A 13,765-nucleotide genomic window follows, 5' to 3' on the forward strand; every position below is an offset into this window, starting at 1 on the left:
GTGTCGCTGAAATGACAAGGCCGGGCAATGCCCGGCCTCAGATCAATGCGTGTCGGCCCGCTGATTCGCACAGCGCGACGCAAGAGCGCTTAGGCAGTGTCGCCGTCGCCTTCCGGTCGATCTACCAATTCAACCCAGGCCATCGGTGCGGCGTCGTCGGTGCGATATCCGCCCTTGAGGATGCGAACGTAACCACCCGGGCGGTCCCGGTAACGCGGGCCGAGCTCGTTGAACAGTTTCGCCGTCGCGACCTTGTCGCGAACACGACTGAACACGACCCGCCGATTCGCGACCGAGTCGGTCTTGGCGCGGGTGATCAACGGCTCCACGACCCGGCGAAGCTCCTTCGCCTTGGGCAGTGTGGTGCGGATCAACTCGTGGTGCACGAGAGACGCCGCCATATTCTTGAACATCGCCTGCCGATGGCTGGACGTACGGTTCAGTTTGCGTCCGGACTTGCGATGGCGCATTTTTCGCTCCGATTTCGAACGATTCGGTCAGGGATGGATCAGGACTCGCCGAGCCCCGGCGGCGGCCAGTTCTCGAGCCGCATGCCGAGGGAAAGCCCGCGCTGTGCCAGCACGTCCTTGATCTCGGTCAGCGACTTCTTGCCGAGGTTCGGCGTCTTCAACAACTCGACCTCGGTGCGCTGGATCAGATCACCGATATAGAAGATATTCTCGGCCTTCAGGCAGTTAGCCGAGCGTACCGTGAGTTCCAGATCGTCGACCGGACGCAGCAAAAGCGGATCAACGGCATCGTCACGACGGGCCGGGCGCGGCGCATCCTGCGACTCCAGGTCCACGAACACCGAAAGCTGCTGTTGCAGAATCGTCGCCGCGCGGCGAATCGCCTCGTCGGGATCGATCGTGCCGTTGGTCTCCAGCTCCATCACGAGACGGTCCAAGTCTGTTCGTTGCTCGACTCGCGCCGCCTCAACGCTATAGGAAACCCGGCGTACCGGGCTGAAGCTTGCGTCAAGCTGCAACCGGCCGATCGGACGATCGTCGCCCGCGGCTGATTCACGTGCCGTTGCCGGCTCGTAGCCGCGGCCGCGCCGCACATGCAGAGTCATCTCCAGCCGGCCACCTTTGGCCAGATGCGCAATGATGTGATCGGGATTGCGGATATCAACATCATGATCGGTTTCGATATCGCCAGCCGTCACGATGCCCGCACCCTGCTTGGAAATCCGCAGTTTCGCGGAGTCCTTGGCATGCATCGAGATCGCGATATCCTTGAGGTTCAGAAGGATTTCGATGACGTCTTCCTGGACGCCCTCGATCGCCGTGTACTCGTGCAACACGCCCTCGATGTCGACTTCGCAGATCGCACAACCGGGCATCGAGGACAGCAGGATGCGCCGCAGGGCGTTGCCCAGCGTGTGACCAAACCCGCGCTCGAGCGGCTCGAGCGACACGCGCGCGCGACCTTCGCCGAGCGCGTGCACGTCAACCATTCGTGGCGTCAGAAATTCCGAAACGGAACCGGACATAGGTAATCCCCGTTGGTCTGGTTTTACTTCGAGTACAACTCGACGACGAGCTGCTCGTTGATATCGGCCGCCAGATCAATGCGGTCCGGCACACGGCGAAACACGCCCTTCATGACCTTGGCGTCAACGTCAACCCATTCGCTGAAGCCGATCTGCTCGGCGATGGAGAGCGAGTCCTTGATGCGCAACTGGCCACGCGATTTTTCGCGGATTGTGATCTCGTCGCCCGCAGACACCTGGTAGGACGGCACGTTTACGGGCTTGCCGTTGACTTCCACGGCCTTGTGCGAAACGAGCTGGCGCGCTTCTGCGCGCGTCACGCCGAAACCCATGCGGTAGACGACATTGTCCAGACGACATTCCAGCAGCCGCAGCAGCGCCTCGCCGGTAGCCGTCTTGGAACGCGCCGCTTCCTTGTAATAGTTACGAAACTGACGTTCAAGAACGCCATAGATGCGGCGCAGCTTCTGCTTTTCGCGCAGCTGCAGGCCGTAATCCGAAATGCGCTTGCGACGTTCGCCCTGCTGCCCAGGCGCCTTTTCCAGGCGACACTTGCTGTCAAGCGGCCGCGCCCGGCTCTTAAGAAAGAGGTCGGTGCCTTCGCGCCGGCTCAGTTTGCATTTTGGACCGATGTATTTCGCCATGACCGCTACCCCTACACGCGCCGACGCTTGGGCGGACGCACGCCGTTATGCGGAATCGGTGTGACGTCCGCAATATTCGTGATGCGAAAACCCGCGGCATGCAGTGCGCGCACGGCGGCATCGCGGCCTGGACCGGGCCCTTTTACCTCGACGTCCAGATTCTTCACCCCGTATTCCTTGGCTACGTCACTCGCCTTGCCTGCCGCGACCTGGGCCGCATATGGCGTGCTCTTGCGTGAGCCACGGAAGCCGGAACCACCCGAGGTCGCCCAACAGAGCGCGTTGCCCTGGCGATCGGTGATCGTGACGATCGTGTTGTTGAACGAGGCCTTGATGTGCGCGACGGCATCAATCACCGTCTTTTTGACGCGCTTCTTGGTTCGGGTAGTCTGTTTTGCCATGGCTCGCAGATGCAGTTGGCTATGGAAGCCGGTACGCGGAATTACTTACGGATCGGACGCCGCGGACCCTTTCGGGTGCGGGCGTTTGTGCGGGTACGCTGACCGCGCACGGGCAGGCCGCGCCGATGGCGCATGCCGCGGTAGGTGCCGAGATCCATCAGGCGCTTGATGTTCATGGACACGTCGCGGCGCAGATCGCCTTCAAGCGGATACCGCCCAACCTCGGTACGCAGGCGCTCCACCTCAGCCTCTGCAAGCTCGCTGACCTTGCGGGTCGGCTCGATTCCGGCTGCCGCGCAGATCAGATAGGCACGGGTGCGCCCGATCCCATAGATCGCAGTCAGCGCCACCCAAGTGTGCTTGCGCTCCGGGATGTTGATGCCAGCAATACGCGCCATGTAAGGCCTCTGGGATGTTGGTCAGGGTAAACGGTTAATTTTAGCGCGGTTGATGCGCTGTACTCAAGCCGCCAAAGGCTGGAAATCAGCCCTGGCGCTGCTTGTGCCGCGCATCCTTGCAGATGACGCGGACCACGCCGTTGCGCCGGATGATCTTGCAGTTTCGGCAGACCTTCTTTACGGAAGCCTGGACTTTCATGGTCTTTCCTCAGTGAAAATTTCAGCGCACCAGACCGCCGGGCCCGTGGCCCTTGAGGTTGGCCTTTTTCATCAGGCCCTCGTACTGGTGCGACATCATGTGGGCCTGAACCTGCGCCATGAAATCCATCACGACGACGACGATGATCAGCAGTGAAGTGCCGCCGAAATAGAACGGCACGTTCCAGCCAACGATCAGAAATTCCGGCAGCAGGCAGACGAGCGTGATGTAAATCGCCCCGGCCATCGTTAGGCGGGTCATGATCTGATCGATGTAGCGCGCGGTGTGCTCGCCCGGGCGAATTCCGGGAATAAAGGCACCGGAGCGCTTCAGGTTGTCGGCCGTGTCGCGCGAATTGAACACGATCGCCGTATAGAAAAAACAGAAGAAAATGATCGCGACTGCATAGGTGACCACGTAGACGGGCTCACCCGGCGCGAACTTGGCCAGGATGTCCTGCATCCAGCGCATGCCCTCCGACTGGCTGAACCAGCCACCGAGCGTTGCCGGAAACAGGATGATGCTCGACGCGAAAATCGGCGGAATTACGCCAGACATGTTCAGCTTCAGCGGCAGGTGGCTGGTCTGCCCCTGGAAGACCCGCCGCCCCTGCTGCCTGCGTGCGTAGTTCACGGTGATCCGGCGCTGCCCGCGCTCGACGAACACCACGACACCGGTCACGAAGATGGCCAGCGCAAACAGCAACAGGATGAACAGATAATTCAGTTCGCCGGTACGCGCGAGTTCCAGCGTGCCGCCGATCGCCTGTGGGAGCCCCGCGACGATGCCCGCAAAGATGATCATGGAAATACCATTGCCGACGCCGCGCTCGGTGACCTGCTCGCCGAGCCACATCAAGAACATCGTGCCGGTCACCAGCGTCACGGCGGTCGTGAAGATGAACCCGGGGCCCGGATTGATCACGACGCCCTGCCCGCCTACGCTCTGGTCCTGCAGCGCTACGGCGACTCCAATCGACTGGAAGGTTGCAAGCACCACGGTGAAGTACCGGGTGTACTGGGTGATCTTGCGGCGCCCGGCCTCGCCTTCCTTCTTGAGCTGCTCCAGCTTCGGAATGGTGGCCGACATGAGCTGAATGATGATCGACGCCGAGATATACGGCATGATTCCGAGCGCGAACAGGCTGAATCGTTCCAGCGCCCCACCCGAGAACATGTTGAACATGTCTAGGATGTTGCCCTGCTGCTGATCGAACAGCGAAGCAAGTGCTTGCGGCTGAATGCCGGGCACGGGAACGTGGGTGCCGATCCGATAAACGATCAGCGCCAGTACGAGAAACAGCAGGCGTTGCTTGAGTTCCGTCATTCGTCCGACGGATCCCAATGCCCCCGCGACCGATGCTCCCGCCGTGGCCATGACGCCCTTACTCGGTCTCGACGCTTCCGCCGGCCGCTTCGATCGCGGCACGCGCGCCGGCGCTGACCGGAATGCCGCGCACGGTTACCGCGCGTCCGATGGTCCCGCTCAGCATGACCTTGACCTGTTTGGTCGAACGACGCACTACGCCCGCGGATTTCAGTGCATCAAGGTCAATGAGGTCGACGTCCATCGCGTCGATCTCCGACAGGCGCACCTGCTCCTTGGTCTGCGACATGCGCGCGACAAAGCCGACCTTCGGCAGTCGACGCTGCATGGGCATCTGGCCGCCCTCGAAACCGACCTTATGGAAGCCGCCGGCTCGTGCCTTCTGACCCTTGTGGCCACGCCCTGCCGTCTTGCCAAGACCCGAGCCGATCCCGCGACCAACGCGCTTGGGATTGGCCTTCGCGCCGGGCGCGGGCTTCAGAGTATTCAGGCGCATATCAGACCTCCTGGACCTTCAGCATGTAGCTGATCTGGTTGACCATGCCGAGGTTCTCCGGCGTCGCCGCCACATCGACACTCTGATGCATCCGACGCAGGCCCAGACCCCGCGCGCAGGCGCGATGGTCTTTCAGCCGGCCATTCAGACTACGCACAAGCGTGAGCCGCAGGGTTTTGCTGGCCATGTTCAGCTCCGGATCTCTTCGACCGTCTTGCCGAGTTTGGCGGCGATGTCGGCCGGGCTGCGCATCTTGCGCAGGCCTTCGACGGTCGCACGCACGACGTTGGTCGGGTTCTGGGTGCCGATGCACTTGGCCAGCACGTTGTGTACGCCCAGCACCTCAAAAACGGCGCGCATGGCGCCGCCGGCGATGATGCCAGTACCTTCGGAGGCCGGCTTCATGAACACCTTCGCCGCGCCTACGTTTGACACGACAGGATGCTGCAGGGTCGCGCCGTCGAGTTTGACCCGCACCATGTTGCGGCGTGCGCGGTCCATCGCCTTCTGGATCGCGACCGGCACCTCACGGGCCTTGCCCTGACCGTAACCAACACGGCCGTTGCCATCACCAACAACGGTGAGCGCCGAGAAACCGAACTGGCGGCCGCCTTTGACGACCTTTGCGACACGGCGTACGCCGATCAGCTTCTCGATCAGCTCGCCGGATTCGTTGTTTGCGGAGTAGTCGGACATCTGTGCCATCCCGATCAAAATTCGAGCCCGGCTTCGCGCGCGGCGTCAGCCAGTGCCTTGATTCGCCCGTGGTAACGGTAACCCGAGCGGTCGAAAGCGATTTTGGAAACGCCGGCGGCCTTCGCTCGCGTGGCGATCTCCCGCCCGACGATCACCGCCGCAGCCACGTTGCCGGTTGCGCCCATATCGCCCCGCATGTCCTTGTGCAGGGTTGAGGCAGAGGCGAGCACGGTCGCACCGTCAGCCGAAATCACCTGGGCATAGATATGCCGTGGCGTACGGTGCACGCTCAAACGCGGCACGCCGAGCTCACGAATGTGAAACCGGGTAGCGCGTCCACGGCGCGTGCGCGCCTGCTTTTTTTCGTTCTGGCTAGCCATCATTGCACCTTACTTCTTCTTCGTTTCCTTACGAATAATGATTTCGTCGGAGTACTTCACGCCCTTGCCCTTGTACGGTTCCGGCGGGCGATAGGCACGAATCTCGGCGGCGACCTGCCCGACCTTCTGCCGGTCGGCGCCCTTGACCAGAATTTCGGTCTGCGATGGTGTCTCGACCGTGATTCCTTCCGGCACCCGATGTTCAACCGGATGCGAGAAACCCAGCGTGAGATTCAACACCTTGCCCTGCGCCTGGGCGCGATAGCCGACCCCGACCAAGTCGAGCTTCTTCATGAAGCCATCGGTGACGCCGACAACCATGTTGTTGATCAGCGCGCGCGTCGTGCCCGCCAGCGCGTCTGCACTGGGGTCATCCGATCGGGGACTTACGCGCACGCTGCCGTCGTCAAATTCGACCCCCACGTACGGGTGAACCACCTGACGCAACTGACCGTTCTTGCCCTTGATAGAAATCCCCGCAGCATCGATCTGGACCTCGACGCCCTTGGGAATCACAACGGGATTTTTCGCTACGCGGGACATGATGTTTCTCGACTGATCAGGCGACGTAACAAAGCACTTCGCCGCCCTCGCCCGCGGCGCGGGCGGCACGGTCGCTCATGACCCCTTTCGAGGTCGAAACGATGGCCATGCCAAGTCCGCCACGCACGGTGGGCAGATCGTCGCTGCGCTTATAGATACGCAGGCCCGGGCGACTGACTCGCTCGAGGTACTCAATGACGGGCTCGCCCTGGTAATACTTCAGGTCCACCGTCATTGTGCGCTTGGCTTCGTTATCCGCCGACACGCCCAACACATAGCCCTCGGTCTCAAGCACCTTGGCTACGGCCAGCTTGGTACTGGAAGCCGCCATCGATACAGATTTCTTGCCGGCCCGCTGCGCATTGCGGATGCGGGTCAACATGTCGGAGATCGGATCCTGCATGCTCATCGTGAAATGCCTTCTGCTCGCTTACCAGCTGGCCTTGACCAGACCCGGAACGTCACCACGCATGGCCGCTTCGCGCAGCTTGTTGCGCGCCAGGCCGAACTTCCGATAGTAGCCATGCGGACGTCCGGTCAGCCCACAGCGATTACGACCGCGGGTCGGGCTTGCATCACGTGGAAGTTTCTGCAGCCGCTGCTGCGCGGCCAACACTTCTTCCGGCGACCGCTTGCGGTCATTGATGATGGCCTTGAGCTGCGCGCGCTTCTTTGCGAAACGTTTCACCGTCTCGGCGCGGCGCTTCTCCCGGGCGATAATCGATGTTTTAGCCATGTTCGCTCCCGCCTCAGTTGCGGAACGGAAAGTTAAAGCCGGCCAACAGGGCCTTGGCCTCTTCGTTGGTGCGCGCCGTGGTCGTGATGGTGATATCCATACCCCGAATCTGGTCGATCTTGTCGTAATCGATTTCAGGGAAGATGATCTGTTCGCGCACGCCCATGCTGTAGTTGCCACGGCCGTCGAACGAACGCCCGTTCACACCACGGAAGTCGCGTACACGCGGCAACGCGATGGAGATCAACCGATCAAGGAATTCGTACATCCGATCACGACGCAGGGTCACCTTGCAGCCGACCGGATAGCCGTCACGGATCTTGAAGCCGGCGACCGACTTGCGCGCCTTCGTGACCACGGCCTTCTGACCCGAAATCGCTTCCATGTCGGAAACGGCGTGGTCCATGACCTTCTTGTCCGCCACGGCCTCGCCCACGCCCATGTTCAGGGTGATCTTCACGATCCGCGGCACCTGCATGGCGCTGCCGTACCCGAACTGCTCGCGCAGCTTCGGAACCACCGACTCGCGGTAATAGTCTTGCAATCTGGCCATCGTTTGGACCCTAACCGTGGCACGCCGCTCAGGCGTCCACAACCTCGTTGTTGGACTTGAAATACCGAACCTTTCGGCCATCGCCCAGGGTGCGGAAGCCGATGCGGTCGCCCTTGCCCGTCGCCGGGTTGTAGAGCGCCACGTTCGAAATGTGCAGTGGCATTTCCTTTTCCACGATGCCGCCAGCGATCCCGGCCTGCGGATTCGCACGCTGGTGCTTGCGCGCGACGTTGATGCCGTCCACGACGACATGTTCAGCGCCGACCCGTGCCGAAACCTTCCCGGTACGACCCTTGTCGCGCCCGGCCAGAACGATCACTTCGTCGCCAGTCTTGATGCGTTGCATTGCGGCCTACCTCAGAGTACTTCCGGGGCCAGCGAAATAATCTTCATGAACTGGGACGAACGAAGTTCGCGCGTCACCGGCCCGAAGATACGCGTGCCAATCGGCTGCAGCTGATTGTTCAGCAGTACAGCGGCGTTCGAGTCAAAGCGGATCAGGGAGCCATCCGGCCGACGGACGCCGGACTTGGTCCGCACAACCAATGCGTTGAACACATCGCCCTTGTTCACCTTGCCGCGAGGGATGGCGTCTTTGACGCTAACCTTGATGATGTCACCAATGCCCGCATACCGGCGCTTTGAACCGCCGAGCACCTTGATGCACTGCACACGCTTGGCGCCACTGTTGTCAGCGACATCGAGCTGGGATTGCATCTGAATCATTGCAGTACTCCGTCAGTGCCTTAACGCGCGCGCTCGACAATGCGCACGACCCGCCAGCTCTTACGCTTGGAGATCGGGCGGCATTCTTCAATTGTAACGGTATCGCCCACGCCACACTCGTTGGCCTCGTCATGCGCCATCAACTTGGTCGAACGACGAACGAATTTTCCGTACGTCGGATGCGGCACCCGGCGCTCAATGACCACCGTGATGGACTTGTGCATCCCACTCGAGACCACTCGTCCGGTAACCATGCGCGCTGTCGTTTCTTTCTCGTTCATGGCCGACCTACTTCCGACGCTCGTTCATTACGGTTTTGGCGCGCGCGATGTCGCGGCGCACAGTTCGCAGACGCGATGTGTTGCCCATCTGCCCAAAGCCCTTCTGCATGCGCAGGTTGAACTGCTCACGCAGCAACGCGTGCAGCTCGTCGCGCAGATCGCCGTCGGACTTCTCGCGCAGCTCCCCGGATTTCATCACAACACCTGCCGTTTAACGAAGGACGTGGTGAACGGGAGTTTTGCCGCGGCAAGGCGGAATGCCTCGCGCGCAATCTCCTCGTTTACGCCTTCTATTTCGTAAATCATACGACCGGGCTGGATCAGTGCGACCCAGTACTCGACACTGCCCTTGCCCTTGCCCATGCGCACTTCAAGGGGCTTCTTCGTGATCGGCTTGTCCGGAAACACGCGAATCCAGATCTTGCCGCCGCGGCGCACATGACGCGTGATGGCACGCCGACCGGCCTCAATCTGGCGCGCAGTCAGCCGACCGCGATCAACCGCCTTCAGGCCGAAGTCGCCGAAGCTGACCTTGCTGCCGCGATTCGCAACGCCACGGTTGCGACCCTTGTGGAGCTTGCGGAACTTGGTTCGTTTTGGTTGCAGCATGAACTACGCTCCTGGATCAGGCTTGGGCGGCGGGCGCGTCCGCGGCCACGCGGCGATCCCGATCTCCGAAGACCTCGCCCTTGAAGACCCAGACCTTGACGCCAATCACGCCATAGGTGGTCACGGCGACGGCGTAGCCGTAATCGATGTCGGCCCGCAGCGTATGCAGCGGCACACGACCCTCGCGATACCACTCCGTACGCGCGATCTCCGCGCCATTCAGACGCCCGGCAAGGTTGATCCGGATACCCTGGGCGCCCAGACGCATCGTGTTGGTGACCGCGCGCTTCATCGCGCGGCGGAACATGATGCGGCGCTCGAGCTGCTGGGCAACGTTCTCGGCCACGAGCTGCGCATCCAGTTCGGGCTTGCGGATTTCCTCGATCGTGATGTGCGCGGGAATCCCCATGCGGGCGGACACGTCCTTGCGCAGGGCCTCGATATCCTCGCCCTTCTTGCCGATCACCATGCCCGGCCGCGCCGTGTGAATGGTGATAAAGGCATTCTTGGCGGGACGGTTGATCTGGATTCGACTCACCGATGCCTGAGCCAGCCGCTTGCGCAGATAGTCACGCACCTCGAGATCGCTTAGCAGCAGCTTCGGATAGTCCTTGCTGCTCGCGTACCATTTCGAGGTCCATTCGGTTGTGACACCGAGACGGAATCCGGTTGGATGAACTTTTTGACCCATGACTTAAACCAGGCTCCAGGGATCAGTCGGCCGATGCGACCTTGATCGTGATGTGGCTCTGACGCTTTGTAATCCGGTTGCCGCGACCACGCGCTCGCGCATGGAAACGCTTGAGGCTCGGCCCCTCGTCAACGAACACCTCGGCCACCTTCAATTCGTCGATGTTCGCACCATCGTTGTGCTCGGCGTTTGCGACGGCTGAATCCAGCACCTTCTTGAAGATGCGCGCAGCCTTCTTCGGCGTGTACGCCAGATAGAGTTGCGCCTTCTCGACGGCCATGCCGCGAATCGCATTGGCGACGAGTCGGCCCTTCTGTGCCGAAAGCGGAGCGTAGCGATAGATAGCTTTGGTGTTCATCGTTTGTCCCCGAAGCGCGCCTATTTCGCTTTCTTGTCCGCGACATGACCCTTGAACGCACGGGTCGGCGCGAACTCGCCCAGCTTATGGCCAACCATGTTTTCGCTGACGAGCACCGGAACATGCTGGCGGCCGTTATGCACCGCGATGGTCAGGCCGATCATGTCCGGCAGAATCATGGAACGGCGCGACCAGGTCTTGACCGGACGGCGGTCGTTCGCGGCAACCGCTGCATCGACCTTTTTCTGCAAATGCAGATCGACGAACGGGCCCTTGCGGATCGAACGTGGCACCTTGCTTATCCTCTCGTCGTGTTATTTGCGGCCGCGGCGACGAACGATCATCTTGTTCGTGCGCTTGTTGCGACGGGTCTTGTAACCCTTGGTCGGCGTACCCCACGGGCTCACCGGATGGCGACCACCCGAGGTGCGGCCCTCGCCACCACCGTGCGGATGGTCGACCGGGTTCATGGCAACGCCGCGCACCGTCGGACGGACACCGCGCCAGCGTTTTGCACCCGCCTTGCCGAGTGAACGCAGATTGTGTTCGCTGTTGCCCACCTCGCCGAGCGTTGCACGGCAGTCGGCATGCACCTTGCGCATCTCGCCCGAGCGCAGACGCAGGGTCGCGAAACCGCCTTCGCGCGCCACCAGCTGCGCGGAACTGCCGGCCGACCGGGCCATCTGCGCGCCCTTGCCCGCCTTCAGCTCGATGCAGTGCACGAGCGAACCGACCGGGATATTGCGCATGGGCAGACAGTTGCCGGCGCGAATCGGCGAATCGGAGCCCGACATGACCCGGTCGCCCGCAACCAGGCCGCGCGGCGCCACGATGTAGCGGCGCTCGCCATCGGCGTACTTCAAAAGCGCAATGTTCGCCGTGCGGTTCGGATCGTATTCGAGTCGCTCGACCACCGCCTCGATCCCGTCCTTGTCGCGCTTGAAGTCGATCAGTCGGTAACGCTGCTTGTGACCGCCGCCCTGATGGCGAGTGGTGATGCGCCCGACGTTGTTGCGGCCCCCACTCTTGGCCTTGCGCTCAACGAGCGGCGCGTGCGGTTCGCCCTTGTGCAGGCTTTCCTCGCGCACCCGTACAACGAAACGGCGTCCCGGCGAGGTCGGCTTGGCTTTGAATGTGGCCATCTCTTTACTACCTTTACTCTTTAGCCGGCAACGCCGAAGTCGATCGACTGCCCATCGGCGAGGCGCACGTAGGCCTTGCGCACGGACGCGCGTCGTCCCGCATGACCGCGCGAGGTCTTGCGCTTGCCGGCGATGTTCACCATCTGCACGGCATCCACCTTGACCTCGAACATCAATTCCACGGCGGCGCGCACCTCGGGTTTCGTGGCATCGCCAAGCACCTTGAAGGCGTACTGTCCGCGCTGGTCCGCCGCGCTCGTGGCCTTTTCCGAAACCACCGGGGCCAGCAGAATCGTCATCAATCGTTCGCGATTCATTTGAAGCGCTCCTCGAGCAGCTTGACGGCACCCACGGTCAGAAGGATCTGCTCGGAGCCGACCAGGCTGACCGGGTCGACCTCAGCGGCCGTGCACACAGCCACCGTCGGTAGATTGCGGGCAGCAAGTTCGAGCGAACGATCGCAGTCTTCGGTCACGATCAAACAGCGGTTGAGCGAAAGTTCCGCCAGGCGCGCGGCCAGCAGTCGTGTCTTCGCCTCGCTGATGCCGATCGCGTCCACCACATGCAGACGCTCCTGGCGCACCAGTTCCGACAACACCGAGCGCATCGCACCGCGGTACATCTTGCGATTGACCTTCTGCTCAAAGTTGCGCGGACGCGCCGCAAAGGCCTGGCCACCGCCACGCCACAACGGCGAGCGCGACGAACCGGCACGCGCACGGCCCGTGCCCTTCTGGCGCCACGGTTTCGCACCACCGCCGCTGACATCCGCGCGAGTCTTCTGCGCCTTGGTCCCGGCGCGCGCGCCGGCCATGTACGCAGTCACGATCTGATGCACCAGCGGCTCGTTGAAATCGGCGCTGAATACGCTGTCGGCAACATCGACGCCCTGACCACCATGAACCGTTAGCTGCATGACTGCTTACCCCGCTTTCTTCACGGACGGACGCACGATGACGTCACCGCCCGGCGCACCGGGAATGGCCCCACGCACGAGCAACAGGTTGCGTTCGACATCCACGCGTACGACCTCAAGATTCTGCTGTGTACGGCGCACGTTTCCCATGTGGCCCGCCATGCGCTTGCCGGGAAACACGCGACCCGGGGTCTGGTTCTGCCCGATGGAACCCGGCGCTCGATGCGAGAGCGAGTTGCCATGCGTGGCGTCCTGGGTGCGAAACCCGTGCCGCTTGACGTTGCCGGCAAAACCCTTGCCTTTCGACACGCCCGTGACATCCACATGCTGGCCGACACTGAAAACATCGGCGCGAATCTCGCCACCGTTGGCAAGCCCTTCGCCTTCGCTTTCGTTCAGGCGGAATTCCCAGGTGCCACGACCGGCCTCGACCTGGGCGCGCGCGAAATGGCCCGCCATGGGTTTGGTAACCCGCACGGCACGCCGGACGCCGGTCGTCACCTGAACGGCGCGATAGCCGTCACTCTCGACCGTCTTGACCTGCGTAATACGATTGGGCTCGACCTCGATCACGCTCACGGGCACGGAATCCCCGGCCTCCGTGAACACACGGGTCATACCCAGTTTTCGACCAACCACACCGACAGGCATCGAACTGCTCCGAAAAATTCTCTTCTGTTATCAGTTCAGCTTGATCTGAACGTCGACGCCCGCGGCAAGATCGAGTTTCATCAGCGCGTCGACGGTCTTGTCCGTCGGCTCGACGATGTCGATCAGGCGCTTGTGCGTGCGAATCTCGTACTGATCGCGCGCGTCCTTGTTGACGTGCGGTGAAATCAGGATCGTGAATCGCTCCATCTTGGTCGGCAGCGGAATCGGGCCGCGCACCTGTGCGCCGGTCCGTTTGGCCGTGTCCAGGATCTCACGGGCCGACTGGTCGATCAGCCTATGATCGAAGGATTTCAGCCGGATTCGGATGGTTTGACTGGCCATTTTTGCCTACTCGCTACCTGACTTGAACTGCGTCTGACGTCGCTGAATGGACTATTCGATAATCTTCGCCACGACGCCGGCACCGACCGTGCGTCCGCCTTCGCGAATCGCAAAGCGCAGCCCCTCTTCCATCGCGATCGGGGCAATCAGCTTCACCGTGATCTTCACGTTGTCGCCCGGCA

The 13,765-nt window shown here is 61.9% G+C and carries 29 protein-coding genes; all 29 read right to left on the bottom strand.

Annotated features, from left to right (window positions below):
* Positions 1-89: 89 nt before the first annotated feature.
* Complete coding sequence (gene rplQ, locus KDG50_04535; protein ID MCB1864671.1) at positions 90-470, bottom strand: 50S ribosomal protein L17; 381 nt, start codon at positions 468-470, stop codon at positions 90-92.
* Positions 471-508: 38 nt separating this feature from the next.
* Positions 509-1,495 (bottom strand): DNA-directed RNA polymerase subunit alpha, encoded by a 987-nt coding sequence (gene rpoA, locus KDG50_04540; protein ID MCB1864672.1) that lies wholly within the window; start codon positions 1,493-1,495, stop codon positions 509-511.
* A 23-nt stretch (positions 1,496-1,518) separates the two neighbouring features.
* Positions 1,519-2,139 carry a 30S ribosomal protein S4 gene (rpsD, locus tag KDG50_04545; protein ID MCB1864673.1) on the bottom strand — a complete coding sequence of 207 codons (621 nt, stop codon included), beginning with the start codon at positions 2,137-2,139 and terminating at the stop codon, positions 1,519-1,521.
* Positions 2,140-2,150: 11 nt separating this feature from the next.
* Complete coding sequence (gene rpsK / locus KDG50_04550; GenBank protein ID MCB1864674.1) at positions 2,151-2,540, bottom strand: 30S ribosomal protein S11; 390 nt, start codon at positions 2,538-2,540, stop codon at positions 2,151-2,153.
* A gap of 41 nt (positions 2,541-2,581) precedes the next feature.
* Positions 2,582-2,938, bottom strand: coding sequence for a 30S ribosomal protein S13 (gene rpsM / locus KDG50_04555; GenBank protein MCB1864675.1), 357 nt, complete (start codon positions 2,936-2,938; stop codon positions 2,582-2,584).
* Between the two features lie 85 nt (positions 2,939-3,023).
* Complete coding sequence (gene rpmJ, locus KDG50_04560; protein MCB1864676.1) at positions 3,024-3,137, bottom strand: 50S ribosomal protein L36; 114 nt, start codon at positions 3,135-3,137, stop codon at positions 3,024-3,026.
* 21 nt (positions 3,138-3,158) lie between these two features.
* Positions 3,159-4,514: a preprotein translocase subunit SecY gene (gene secY / locus KDG50_04565; GenBank protein ID MCB1864677.1), complete on the bottom strand. Its 1,356-nt coding sequence runs from the start codon at positions 4,512-4,514 to the stop codon at positions 3,159-3,161.
* Positions 4,515-4,521: 7 nt separating this feature from the next.
* Complete coding sequence (gene rplO / locus KDG50_04570) at positions 4,522-4,959, bottom strand: 50S ribosomal protein L15 (protein MCB1864678.1); 438 nt, start codon at positions 4,957-4,959, stop codon at positions 4,522-4,524.
* Between the two features lies 1 nt (position 4,960).
* Entirely contained in the window at positions 4,961-5,146 is a 186-nt protein-coding gene (rpmD, locus tag KDG50_04575) for a 50S ribosomal protein L30 (GenBank protein MCB1864679.1), read from the bottom strand.
* Between the two features lie 2 nt (positions 5,147-5,148).
* Positions 5,149-5,655 (bottom strand): 30S ribosomal protein S5, encoded by a 507-nt coding sequence (rpsE, locus tag KDG50_04580; protein MCB1864680.1) that lies wholly within the window; start codon positions 5,653-5,655, stop codon positions 5,149-5,151.
* Positions 5,656-5,669: 14 nt separating this feature from the next.
* The gene (gene rplR / locus KDG50_04585; GenBank protein ID MCB1864681.1) at positions 5,670-6,035 is read right to left on the bottom strand and encodes a 50S ribosomal protein L18; all 366 of its coding nucleotides are present in this window, start codon (positions 6,033-6,035) and stop codon (positions 5,670-5,672) included.
* A gap of 9 nt (positions 6,036-6,044) precedes the next feature.
* Entirely contained in the window at positions 6,045-6,578 is a 534-nt protein-coding gene (rplF, locus tag KDG50_04590) for a 50S ribosomal protein L6 (GenBank protein ID MCB1864682.1), read from the bottom strand.
* A 16-nt stretch (positions 6,579-6,594) separates the two neighbouring features.
* Positions 6,595-6,987, bottom strand: coding sequence for a 30S ribosomal protein S8 (rpsH, locus tag KDG50_04595; protein MCB1864683.1), 393 nt, complete (start codon positions 6,985-6,987; stop codon positions 6,595-6,597).
* A gap of 21 nt (positions 6,988-7,008) precedes the next feature.
* Complete coding sequence (rpsN, locus tag KDG50_04600) at positions 7,009-7,314, bottom strand: 30S ribosomal protein S14 (GenBank protein ID MCB1864684.1); 306 nt, start codon at positions 7,312-7,314, stop codon at positions 7,009-7,011.
* 13 nt (positions 7,315-7,327) lie between these two features.
* Positions 7,328-7,867: a 50S ribosomal protein L5 gene (gene rplE, locus KDG50_04605; GenBank protein MCB1864685.1), complete on the bottom strand. Its 540-nt coding sequence runs from the start codon at positions 7,865-7,867 to the stop codon at positions 7,328-7,330.
* A 28-nt stretch (positions 7,868-7,895) separates the two neighbouring features.
* Entirely contained in the window at positions 7,896-8,213 is a 318-nt protein-coding gene (gene rplX / locus KDG50_04610) for a 50S ribosomal protein L24 (GenBank protein ID MCB1864686.1), read from the bottom strand.
* A gap of 11 nt (positions 8,214-8,224) precedes the next feature.
* On the bottom strand, positions 8,225-8,593 hold the full coding sequence (gene rplN, locus KDG50_04615; GenBank protein MCB1864687.1) for a 50S ribosomal protein L14: 369 nt from the start codon (positions 8,591-8,593) through the stop codon (positions 8,225-8,227).
* 20 nt (positions 8,594-8,613) lie between these two features.
* Positions 8,614-8,874: a 30S ribosomal protein S17 gene (gene rpsQ / locus KDG50_04620; GenBank protein ID MCB1864688.1), complete on the bottom strand. Its 261-nt coding sequence runs from the start codon at positions 8,872-8,874 to the stop codon at positions 8,614-8,616.
* A 7-nt stretch (positions 8,875-8,881) separates the two neighbouring features.
* Positions 8,882-9,070: a 50S ribosomal protein L29 gene (gene rpmC / locus KDG50_04625; protein MCB1864689.1), complete on the bottom strand. Its 189-nt coding sequence runs from the start codon at positions 9,068-9,070 to the stop codon at positions 8,882-8,884.
* Entirely contained in the window at positions 9,070-9,483 is a 414-nt protein-coding gene (gene rplP, locus KDG50_04630) for a 50S ribosomal protein L16 (protein ID MCB1864690.1), read from the bottom strand. Before rplP ends, rpmC begins: the two co-directional genes overlap by 1 nt.
* 16 nt (positions 9,484-9,499) lie before the next feature.
* A complete protein-coding gene (gene rpsC / locus KDG50_04635) occupies positions 9,500-10,174 on the bottom strand; it encodes a 30S ribosomal protein S3 (protein MCB1864691.1) in 675 nt (224 codons plus the stop codon).
* 22 nt (positions 10,175-10,196) lie between these two features.
* Entirely contained in the window at positions 10,197-10,532 is a 336-nt protein-coding gene (gene rplV, locus KDG50_04640; GenBank protein ID MCB1864692.1) for a 50S ribosomal protein L22, read from the bottom strand.
* 20 nt (positions 10,533-10,552) lie between these two features.
* Entirely contained in the window at positions 10,553-10,825 is a 273-nt protein-coding gene (gene rpsS, locus KDG50_04645) for a 30S ribosomal protein S19 (GenBank protein MCB1864693.1), read from the bottom strand.
* A gap of 21 nt (positions 10,826-10,846) precedes the next feature.
* Complete coding sequence (gene rplB, locus KDG50_04650) at positions 10,847-11,674, bottom strand: 50S ribosomal protein L2 (GenBank protein ID MCB1864694.1); 828 nt, start codon at positions 11,672-11,674, stop codon at positions 10,847-10,849.
* 20 nt (positions 11,675-11,694) lie between these two features.
* Positions 11,695-11,991 carry a 50S ribosomal protein L23 gene (gene rplW / locus KDG50_04655; GenBank protein ID MCB1864695.1) on the bottom strand — a complete coding sequence of 99 codons (297 nt, stop codon included), beginning with the start codon at positions 11,989-11,991 and terminating at the stop codon, positions 11,695-11,697.
* Positions 11,988-12,590, bottom strand: a complete 603-nt coding sequence (gene rplD / locus KDG50_04660) for a 50S ribosomal protein L4 (GenBank protein ID MCB1864696.1) — start codon at positions 12,588-12,590, stop codon at positions 11,988-11,990. Before rplD ends, rplW begins: the two co-directional genes overlap by 4 nt.
* A gap of 6 nt (positions 12,591-12,596) precedes the next feature.
* A complete protein-coding gene (rplC, locus tag KDG50_04665) occupies positions 12,597-13,241 on the bottom strand; it encodes a 50S ribosomal protein L3 (GenBank protein ID MCB1864697.1) in 645 nt (214 codons plus the stop codon).
* Positions 13,242-13,271: 30 nt separating this feature from the next.
* Positions 13,272-13,583, bottom strand: coding sequence for a 30S ribosomal protein S10 (gene rpsJ, locus KDG50_04670; protein ID MCB1864698.1), 312 nt, complete (start codon positions 13,581-13,583; stop codon positions 13,272-13,274).
* Positions 13,584-13,634: 51 nt separating this feature from the next.
* Positions 13,635-13,765: elongation factor Tu (gene tuf, locus KDG50_04675; GenBank protein MCB1864699.1), on the bottom strand; the 131-nt coding region annotated here is incomplete at its 5' end.

The sequence above is a fragment of the Chromatiales bacterium genome (genome assembly GCA_020445605.1).
Classification (GTDB): Bacteria; Pseudomonadota; Gammaproteobacteria; order JAGRGH01; family JAGRGH01; genus JAGRGH01.

Excerpts from the sequence above, each read along its gene's own strand:
- rpmC (MCB1864689.1), bottom strand. The coding sequence starts at position 9,070 with ATGAAATCCGGGGAGCTGCGCGAGAAGTCCGACGGCGATCTGCGCGAC.
- secY (MCB1864677.1), bottom strand. The coding sequence starts at position 4,514 with ATGGCCACGGCGGGAGCATCGGTCGCGGGGGCATTGGGATCCGTCGGA.
- rpsK (MCB1864674.1), bottom strand. The coding sequence starts at position 2,540 with ATGGCAAAACAGACTACCCGAACCAAGAAGCGCGTCAAAAAGACGGTG.
- rplW (MCB1864695.1), bottom strand. The coding sequence starts at position 11,991 with ATGAATCGCGAACGATTGATGACGATTCTGCTGGCCCCGGTGGTTTCG.
- rpsN (MCB1864684.1), bottom strand. The coding sequence starts at position 7,314 with ATGGCTAAAACATCGATTATCGCCCGGGAGAAGCGCCGCGCCGAGACG.
- rplF (MCB1864682.1), bottom strand. The coding sequence starts at position 6,578 with ATGTCCCGCGTAGCGAAAAATCCCGTTGTGATTCCCAAGGGCGTCGAG.
- rplB (MCB1864694.1), bottom strand. The coding sequence starts at position 11,674 with ATGGCCACATTCAAAGCCAAGCCGACCTCGCCGGGACGCCGTTTCGTT.
- rplR (MCB1864681.1), bottom strand. The coding sequence starts at position 6,035 with ATGGCTAGCCAGAACGAAAAAAAGCAGGCGCGCACGCGCCGTGGACGC.
- rplD (MCB1864696.1), bottom strand. The coding sequence starts at position 12,590 with ATGCAGCTAACGGTTCATGGTGGTCAGGGCGTCGATGTTGCCGACAGC.
- rplV (MCB1864692.1), bottom strand. The coding sequence starts at position 10,532 with ATGAACACCAAAGCTATCTATCGCTACGCTCCGCTTTCGGCACAGAAG.
- rplP (MCB1864690.1), bottom strand. The coding sequence starts at position 9,483 with ATGCTGCAACCAAAACGAACCAAGTTCCGCAAGCTCCACAAGGGTCGC.
- rpsJ (MCB1864698.1), bottom strand. The coding sequence starts at position 13,583 with ATGGCCAGTCAAACCATCCGAATCCGGCTGAAATCCTTCGATCATAGG.
- rplQ (MCB1864671.1), bottom strand. The coding sequence starts at position 470 with ATGCGCCATCGCAAGTCCGGACGCAAACTGAACCGTACGTCCAGCCAT.
- rpsC (MCB1864691.1), bottom strand. The coding sequence starts at position 10,174 with ATGGGTCAAAAAGTTCATCCAACCGGATTCCGTCTCGGTGTCACAACC.
- rpmJ (MCB1864676.1), bottom strand. The coding sequence starts at position 3,137 with ATGAAAGTCCAGGCTTCCGTAAAGAAGGTCTGCCGAAACTGCAAGATC.
- rpsE (MCB1864680.1), bottom strand. The coding sequence starts at position 5,655 with ATGTCCGACTACTCCGCAAACAACGAATCCGGCGAGCTGATCGAGAAG.
- rplC (MCB1864697.1), bottom strand. The coding sequence starts at position 13,241 with ATGCCTGTCGGTGTGGTTGGTCGAAAACTGGGTATGACCCGTGTGTTC.
- rpsH (MCB1864683.1), bottom strand. The coding sequence starts at position 6,987 with ATGAGCATGCAGGATCCGATCTCCGACATGTTGACCCGCATCCGCAAT.
- rplE (MCB1864685.1), bottom strand. The coding sequence starts at position 7,867 with ATGGCCAGATTGCAAGACTATTACCGCGAGTCGGTGGTTCCGAAGCTG.
- rpsQ (MCB1864688.1), bottom strand. The coding sequence starts at position 8,874 with ATGAACGAGAAAGAAACGACAGCGCGCATGGTTACCGGACGAGTGGTC.
- rplO (MCB1864678.1), bottom strand. The coding sequence starts at position 4,959 with ATGCGCCTGAATACTCTGAAGCCCGCGCCCGGCGCGAAGGCCAATCCC.
- rplX (MCB1864686.1), bottom strand. The coding sequence starts at position 8,213 with ATGCAACGCATCAAGACTGGCGACGAAGTGATCGTTCTGGCCGGGCGC.
- rpmD (MCB1864679.1), bottom strand. The coding sequence starts at position 5,146 with ATGGCCAGCAAAACCCTGCGGCTCACGCTTGTGCGTAGTCTGAATGGC.
- rplN (MCB1864687.1), bottom strand. The coding sequence starts at position 8,593 with ATGATTCAGATGCAATCCCAGCTCGATGTCGCTGACAACAGTGGCGCC.
- rpsM (MCB1864675.1), bottom strand. The coding sequence starts at position 2,938 with ATGGCGCGTATTGCTGGCATCAACATCCCGGAGCGCAAGCACACTTGG.
- rpoA (MCB1864672.1), bottom strand. The coding sequence starts at position 1,495 with ATGTCCGGTTCCGTTTCGGAATTTCTGACGCCACGAATGGTTGACGTG.
- rpsD (MCB1864673.1), bottom strand. The coding sequence starts at position 2,139 with ATGGCGAAATACATCGGTCCAAAATGCAAACTGAGCCGGCGCGAAGGC.